Here is a 7,724-nt window from a genome sequence, read left to right as displayed (position 1 = left end):
CCCGCCGGGATGACCCGCCGTGGCGGCGCGTTCCGCCACCGCTGCCGGGCGGGACGTTCGACCAGCCGATAGGAGATTGCGGCTACCGCTATCGCGGCGAGTGCCAATGCAGCCGCAGTGCCGCGCCCGGCGATCTCACCGAACATCAGCCGATAGAAAACCACGATCGGCCAGTGCCACAGATAGAGCGAATAGGAGATCAGTCCGATCGCACGCAGGGGCGGGAGCGCCAGCAGCCGCGCCACTGTCGTTTCCCCGCCATAGGCGAGCAGCAGCGCGGTGCCGCTGCACGGCAGCAGCGCCCAGGGCACCGGAAAGCCCGCCCCTGCCGGGATCAGGGAGAAGCTCGCCACGATGAGGCCCAGCCCGACGGTCGCCACGCCCTCGCGCAGGCGCGGCGATGCGATCCGCGGCGTCGCCCCCGCCGCGACCAGCGCGCCCAGCGTCAGCTCCCAGGCGCGGCTGGGCAGCAGATAATATTGGGCGTTCGCGTCGATCGCTCCGATTGCGAAGCCGGCGAAAAAGCTCAGGGCCGTGATCACCGCGAGGATGATGGTCAGTTGTCGCGGGGCGCGGCGTGCGATCCAACAGAGCAGCAACGGGTACAGCAGGTAGAACTGCTCCTCGACCCCGATCGACCAGCTGTGCAGCAACGGCTCCCACCGCGCGCCATGTTCGAAATAGCCGGTGCGCAGCCAGACGCCGAAATTGGCAACCAGCGCCGCCGCCGCTGCTGCACTCAGCCCGACGCGGCGAATGTCCGGCGCGAACAGCCATAGCTGTGCGGCAATCATCACTAGGACCAGCATGACCAGCAGCGCGGGCAGGATGCGCACAATCCGGCGCCGGTAAAAGCCGGGGAGGTCGATCCCGCCGGCCTCGCCCTCACGCAGGAGGATGCCGGTGATCAGAAACCCCGAAATGACGAAGAAGATATCGACGCCCGCGAACCCCGCCGGAAGCTGCCACAATTGGGTGTGGATCAGCACGATCGGCAGCACGGCGAGCGCGCGCAGTCCATCGGTGTCCTTGCGGTAGATCATGCTTCCCCCGCGCCGAAATCTAAGGCTGACTGGAAGCGGCGCAATGGAAAAGGAGGTTGCAGGGCGAACACCAGCTCCAGATCAAGTGCCGGCGCGCAGGGCGGTGATCGTCTTGCCGGTCCAACGCCGCACCGCGCGGCGCAGGTTGGCGCTGTCGCTGAAGCCGACCTTCCACGCCACATCGTCGACGCTCATCCGCGTCGTCTGCAGATATTCGATCGCGAGCTTGCGGCGGACATCATCGACGATCGCGCCATAGCTGGTGTCCTCGGCGGCGAGGCGGCGGCGCAGGGTGCGCTCCTGCATCCCCAACTGCGCGGCGATCGCGGTCATCGACGGAAACTCGCTCGGGGCGTTAAGCAGTAGCTGATAGACTTCGCCCGACAGGCCCGATGAAATGCGTGCCTGACCGATCAACCGCTCGCAGGTTTCCTCCAGCATGGTGCGGGTCAGCCGGTTGCCGAGTTCGGGGGTTTGGTCGAGAATGCCGATCGGATAGTGGAGCTCGTTCGCCGCTTCGCCATAGGAGCAGGGGCAGGACAGCGCCTTCGCATCGTCCGGAGCGAACGCATCCTCGGGCAGCGCGAACAGCGCGCGCACGGGCAGATTGTCGGCCCCGGCGGTGTCGCGGATATGGGTGAAGGTCATCTTCATCTGCTGGCGGACAAGGAAGGTGCGCACGTCGCTGCTCATCACATCGCGATAGATTTCGCGGAACTGCCAGATGGCCATGTCGCCCTCGGCGCGCCATTCAAGGCGCACGGTGGGGGTCGCGAGGGGCTGGTAGCGGACGGCGAAGTCGAAAAAGTCGCGCATTGTCGGCGAACACATCAGCGCATAGCCGTACATTCCATAGGCCGAAAGGTGGAGACGGGCGCCGATCGCGAACGCATCTGCATATCCGGCACCGGCTGCGACGATGTTCTCGCACGCCGTGAGATACTGGCCGATCGAGGTCATGGTGTGCGGATCGCGCACCTCGGCCAGCGTGAGGCCGGTGCGGTCGAGCACCGTCTCTGCGCTGATCCCGCGATCCGCGACCGTATCGATCACCGTGGCGATCTTGAACGGCGCGAAGCTGCGCTGGTTGAGCGAGGGAAAGCCCGCGCGCGGGTTGCGATCCAGCGCCGCGCCGTCGTCGTCCGCCTGTGCCATTGTCGCATCCTCCCGCTGCGCATGTCCGGTAAAGACATAGTGATGTCCGCCAATGCGCTTACCACGCGCTGTGTCAGACCATAAGCAAGGGTTCAAGTCGGCAAAGTCCGGCGGCGGCAACGACCGCAATGCGAACAGATCAAGGAGGGGATACAGGTCATGTCGATCCGAACCGTTCAATTTGGGCACCGCGCACAGCTCTTGGCGCGCTCAGCCCTGGCGGTCACGCTGCTGGCCGCGCCTGCGGCCGCCTATGCGCAAACGACCGAAGTCGCCGCGCAGACCGACGCGGAAGAGCCGACCGAGGTGGTCATCACCGGGTCGAGCATCCGCGGCATTCCGCCGACCGGCTCCGGCCTGATCAGCGTGACGCGCGAGGACGCGAAGCTGATCGGCGCGGCGAGCACGCCCGAACTGCTCGCCACCGTGCCACAGCTCAACAGCTTCAACACCGCGCCGCGCGTCAGCAATGGCGGGCTCGGCTCGTTCGCGCCCGGCCTGCGCGGCCTGCCCACCGCCGCGACGCTGCCGCTGATGAACGGGCACCGCTTGATCTCGGGCAGCACGCAGCAAACCAACCCCGACTATCCGTTTATCCCCGAGCTGGCGATCGAGCGGGTCGAGATCGTCGCCGATGGCGCGTCCGCCATCTACGGATCGGAAGCGGTCGCCGGCGTCGTCAACTTCATCACCCGTCGGCGGATCAAGGGCGTCGAGGCGATCGTCCGCTATGGCATCGCCGACGATTACAACGCGTTCAACGCGGGGCTCGCCTTCGGCCATGACTGGGGCAGCGGATCGTTCGTCGCCGCCTATCAATATCAGGACAACAGCAACATCACGGGAGCCGACCGCAGCTATCGCTCGCTCGATTTCCGCGCGGTGGGCGGTATCGACACGCGTTCGGCGGTGTGCCCCGACGCCAACGTCAATCTGTTCGCGGGCACGATCTATGCTGCGCCCAGCCTGGCACCCGGTCTCAACACCTGCGACCCGCGCGGGCCGGTCGACCTGCTGCCCCAGAACCGCACGCACAGCGCATTCGCGTCGGCGCGGCAGGATCTGTCGGATGCGGTGACCCTGTGGGCCGACTTCCTCTATTCGGACCGCCGCGATGTGGTTCAGGCCGCGCTGCCCGGGCAGACCTTCGTCCTGATCACCGCCGCCAACCCGTTCTTCCGCGCGCCGCCGGGGACGGGATCGGTCTTCGGCTATTTCGATTTCCGTCCGGACCGGCTGGTCGGCGCGGATCACTTCGACCAGACCTTCCGCGTGCGCAGCGGCAATGCGACCGCGGGCATCGATATCGACCTGCCAGGCGAGTTCAAGGCGAGCGTCTATGGCTCGTATAATTTCTCGCGCAACGACACGTTCCAGCCGGGGATCAACACCACCGCGCTGAGCGCCGCCGCTGCCGGCACCACCACCGCGACCGCGCTCGACCCGTTCGGCTACGGCACCAGCCCTGCAGTGCGTGCGGCGATCCTCAACAACCCGACCACCTTCGACAACCGCCAGCGCACGCGCATCGGTGCGGTCAAGATCGACGGGCCGCTCGCCGACCTGCCGGGCGGCGAGCTCAAGATCGCGGTCGGCGCGGAGTATCGCCGCGAAACCTATCGCCAGCGTGGCCAGAGCGGCGGGGTCGGCTTCCCCGAGGATCTCGAGCGCAACGTCAAGTCGCTCTATGGCGAACTGTTCGTGCCGATCTTTGGCGAGGGCAATGCGACTGCGGGGATGTACAGCCTCGCCCTCTCGCTGTCGGGCCGCTTCGACGATTATAGTGACTTCGGATCGACCAGCAATCCCAAGATCGGCCTGACCTGGGAACCGGTCGAGGGCGTCAACCTGCGCGGCAGCTATGGCCGGTCGTTCCGTGCGCCGGGCCTTCGCGATCTCGGCTCGACGGTCGGTTCCTATTACTCCGCAGCGGCGCTGGTCGACGCGTTCGGTGCGCGCGATCCGTCGCGCGGGGCGGCGCAGGTCAACACGATCCTGCTGTTCGGCGGCAACCGCAATCTGACGCCCGAAACCGCCCGCACCTGGTCGGCGGGCATCGACCTGCGGCCCAAGGCGATCCCCAACCTGACCGCCAGCGTCACCTTCTATGACATCCATTATGACAATGTGATCGGGACGCCATCGGGCCTCGGCGCGCTGTTGTTCAGCGATCCGACCTTTGCGTCGCGCGTCCTGCGCAACCCGACCCCGGCTCAGGTCAGCGCGGCGATCGCCAACACGGTGCCGTTCTTCTACACCTTTGCTGCGGTGCCGACGATCGGAAACATCCTCGATCTGCGCCAGGGCAATTTCGGTGTGCGCGAGACCAACGGGATCGATTTCGACCTGCGCTATCGCCACGATGTCGGCTTCGGCACGCTGTTCGGCGGGATCGCGGGCAATTACATCCTGAACTACCGCAACCAGCTGTCGCCGACCTCGGCGGTGAGCAATTCGCTGGACGCCGGCATTCCGCGCACGACGTTGCGGACAACGCTCGGCTTCACCGCCGGGCCGGTGACCTTCGTCAACTTCGTCAACCATCGCAGCGGTGTGACGGCATCCTACGCCACGCCGACCGGATCGGCGCTGTATGAGGCGGAGGGCTATACCACCGTCGACCTGCGTCTGTCGGTGCGGCTGCCCGATCTCGCCTTTGCCAAGGGGCTGGAGCTGGGGTTGCAGGTCAACGACCTGTTCGACGCGACGCCGCCCTTCTTCCCGGGCACCGACGGTATCGGTGGCGCCTATAACGCGATCGGTCGCTATGCAGCGATGAGCCTGCGCACATCCTTCTGATCGTCGGCGGGCGGCGTTTCCCACGGGATGCCGCCCGCGCATTGCATGATGACAACAAGGTTAGACTTTTGATGACCGGTGCCAGCGTCTCCCTTTACCAGCCCGTGCCGCAGATCCGGCTGTATCGCGACTGGCTGGCGCAGACGCACGGGCGATCCTTTGCCAGCTTCGACGAGCTGCACCGGTGGTCGGTCGAGGATCTGGACGGGTTCTGGCGCAGCATCTGGGAGTTCGACGAAATCGAATCGCCGACGCCGTTCACGGCGGTGCTGAGCAACGACGCCATGCCGAGCGCGCGCTGGTTCGACGGGGCGCAGGTCAACTACGCGCGGCACGTGTTCCGCCATGCCGAGGCGGCGGACGCGGCGGCGCAGCCCGCGATCGTCGCCGTTGACGAACGCGGGAACAGCGTCACGCTGAGCTGGGCGGAACTGCGTCGCCAGTCCGCCGCACTCGCCCTGGCCCTGCGAGCGCGCGGGATCGCGCCGGGGGACCGCGTCGCGGCCTATCTGCCCAATATCCCGGCTGCGGTGATCGGCCTGCTCGCCTGTGCCAGTATCGGCGCGATCTGGACCCTGTGCTCGCCGGACATGGGCACCAATGCGGTGCTCGATCGCTGGCGACAGACCGCGCCCAAGGCACTCATTGCAGTGGACGGGGTCTTCTACGCGGGCAAGGCGCTGGACCGCGCTACGGCAGTGCAGGAATTGCGCGCACAGCTTCCAAGTGTGGAGAGCATATTCCTTGTCACCAGCGGCTGCGCCACGGGCGAGGTTCCCGGTGCCATTGATTTGGCAACGACGCTCTCGCGCGATGACGCTGCGGTCGCAGCGTTCGAGCCGGAATGGCTGCCGTTCGATCACCCGCTGTGGATTCTCTATTCCAGCGGCACCACCGGCCTGCCCAAGGCGATCGTCCACGGCCATGGCGGCGTGCTGGTCGCGACCGCCGCCGGGCGGCTTCATTTCGATTTAGGGCCGAGTTACGCGCCCAACACGTTCGGCGAGCGCTTCCACTGGTACAGCGCCAGCGGCTGGGTGATGTGGAACATCCAGGTCGGCGGGCTGCTGAGCGGTACGACGATCTGCCTGTTCGACGGATCGCCGAGCGGGACCAAGACCGACCCAGACTGGACGCGGCTGTGGTGTTTCGCCGCGCGCAGTGGCGTAACCTGGTTCGGCGCGGGCGCGGCGTTTTTCGCCAGCTGTCGCAAGGCCGGGATCGACGTCACCCGCATCCCGGGCGTCGAGCAAATTCGCGCACTCGGCAGCACCGGATCACCACTGCCCCCCGATGTCCAGCGCTGGGGCAGCGCGCAGTTTGCACAGTTAGGCCGCCCCGATATCTGGTGGTGCAATGTCAGCGGCGGGACCGAGATCGCCGCCGCCTTCATGGCCGGCAATCCCGAACTGCCCGACACGCCGGGCCGGTTGCAATGCCGTCACCTCGGCGCGGCGATCGAGGCGTGGGACGAGCAGGGCAAACCGGTCGTGGATGAAGTGGGCGAGCTGGTCTGCACGCGCCCCTTCCCGAGCATGCCGCTCTATTTCTGGGGCGATGCCGACGGCAGCCGCTACCACGACTCCTATTTCGCGACCTGGCCCGGCGTGTGGCGGCATGGCGACTGGTTCACGATCGGGAGCGATGGCAGCTGCACCATTTCCGGGCGTAGCGATGCGACGATCAACCGCCATGGCGTGCGCATGGGCACGGCTGAGATTTACTCGGCGGTCGAGCAGCTGCCACAGGTCGCCGACTCGATGTTGATCGACCTCGAAACCGCGCAGGGCGAGAGCCAGCTGATCCTGTTCGTCGTTCCGAGTGAGGGATGCGCGGTCGATGCTGCGATGGAGGCGGCGCTCGCAGCGGCGATCCGCACCAGCCTGTCGCCGCGCTTCGTGCCCGATCGCGTGATCGCTGCGCCCGGCATCCCGCGCACCTTGTCGGGAAAGAAGCAGGAACTGCCGATCAAGCGCCTGTTTGCCGGCTGGCCGGTCGAGAAGGTGGTGAGCCCGGACGCCACCGCTACGCCGGAAGTGCTGCCCTGGTATATCGAACAGGCGCAGCACTGGCGCGCGCGCGCGTCGGACGTTTCCGCGGGAGTCGTGGCATGAAGGCGGGCGTCGTCGGTGCGGGCCTGATGGGGGCGGAGATCGCGCTGGTCTTCGCGCTCGCCGGGCATGCGGTGCTGCTGCACGACCGCAGCGCGGAAGTGCTGGACCGCGCGATCGCGCGGCTACGCGGCGTGCTCGACAAGGGCGTCGCGCGCGGCACCTATGCGCGCGAAGCGGCGGATGCGGCGCTGGCGCGGATCGGGCCGGTTACCAGCCTCGACGCGATGTGCGACTGCGCGATCGTGACCGAGGCAGTGTATGAAGCGCTGGAGGCCAAGGCCGAAGTGTTGCGGGCGCTGGACCGGATCTGCGCCCCGTCCTGCATCTTCGCGACCAACACCTCGACGCTGCCGATCTCGACTCTCGCCGCGTTCCTGACGCCCGAGCGACGCGTGCGGTTCATCGGGACGCATTACTTTTCACCGGTGTCGCGCATGCAACTCGTCGAGGTCATTTCCGGCTTTGCGACCGACGCGGCGGTGGCGGATCAGGTCACGGCGCTAATGCGCGACATCGGCAAACAGCCGGTGCGCGTCCGCGACGTTGCCGGTTTCGCGGTCAACCGCATGCTCCACGCGCTGCTGATCGAGGCGGTGAAGCTGGTCGAGGAGGG

The 7,724-nt window shown here is 66.8% G+C and carries 5 protein-coding genes; 3 read left to right on the top strand and 2 right to left on the bottom strand.

The features are described from left to right. Positions 1-1,043: acyltransferase family protein (locus AX681_RS11770; RefSeq protein ID WP_156456084.1), on the bottom strand; the 1,043-nt coding region annotated here is incomplete at its 3' end. An 81-nt stretch (positions 1,044-1,124) separates the two neighbouring features. After that, positions 1,125-2,198 carry an AraC family transcriptional regulator gene (locus tag AX681_RS11765; protein ID WP_066659189.1) on the bottom strand — a complete coding sequence of 358 codons (1,074 nt, stop codon included), beginning with the start codon at positions 2,196-2,198 and terminating at the stop codon, positions 1,125-1,127. A 201-nt stretch (positions 2,199-2,399) separates the two neighbouring features. Here AX681_RS11765 and AX681_RS11760 point away from each other — a divergent pair, with 201 nt between their 5' ends. The 3 genes from AX681_RS11760 to AX681_RS11750 form a co-directional block, all read left to right on the top strand. Beyond that, on the top strand, positions 2,400-4,997 hold the full coding sequence (locus AX681_RS11760; protein ID WP_231733710.1) for a TonB-dependent receptor plug domain-containing protein: 2,598 nt from the start codon (positions 2,400-2,402) through the stop codon (positions 4,995-4,997). A 71-nt stretch (positions 4,998-5,068) separates the two neighbouring features. Continuing rightward, complete coding sequence (locus AX681_RS11755; protein ID WP_066659191.1) at positions 5,069-7,111, top strand: acetoacetate--CoA ligase; 2,043 nt, start codon at positions 5,069-5,071, stop codon at positions 7,109-7,111. Further along, on the top strand, positions 7,108-7,724 hold a 617-nt coding region (locus tag AX681_RS11750; RefSeq protein ID WP_066682299.1), incomplete at its 3' end, for a 3-hydroxyacyl-CoA dehydrogenase family protein. The genes AX681_RS11755 and AX681_RS11750, both read left to right, overlap by 4 nt.

Source organism: Sphingomonas sp. CCH9-E2, from assembly GCF_001557215.1.
GTDB lineage: Bacteria > Pseudomonadota > Alphaproteobacteria > Sphingomonadales > Sphingomonadaceae > Sphingomonas.
Note: the sequence above shows the minus strand (reverse complement) of the source record. Positions and strands in the feature narration are given on the sequence as shown.

Excerpts from the sequence above, each read along its gene's own strand:
- AX681_RS11765 (WP_066659189.1), bottom strand. The coding sequence starts at position 2,198 with ATGGCACAGGCGGACGACGACGGCGCGGCGCTGGATCGCAACCCGCGC.
- AX681_RS11755 (WP_066659191.1), top strand. The coding sequence starts at position 5,069 with ATGACCGGTGCCAGCGTCTCCCTTTACCAGCCCGTGCCGCAGATCCGG.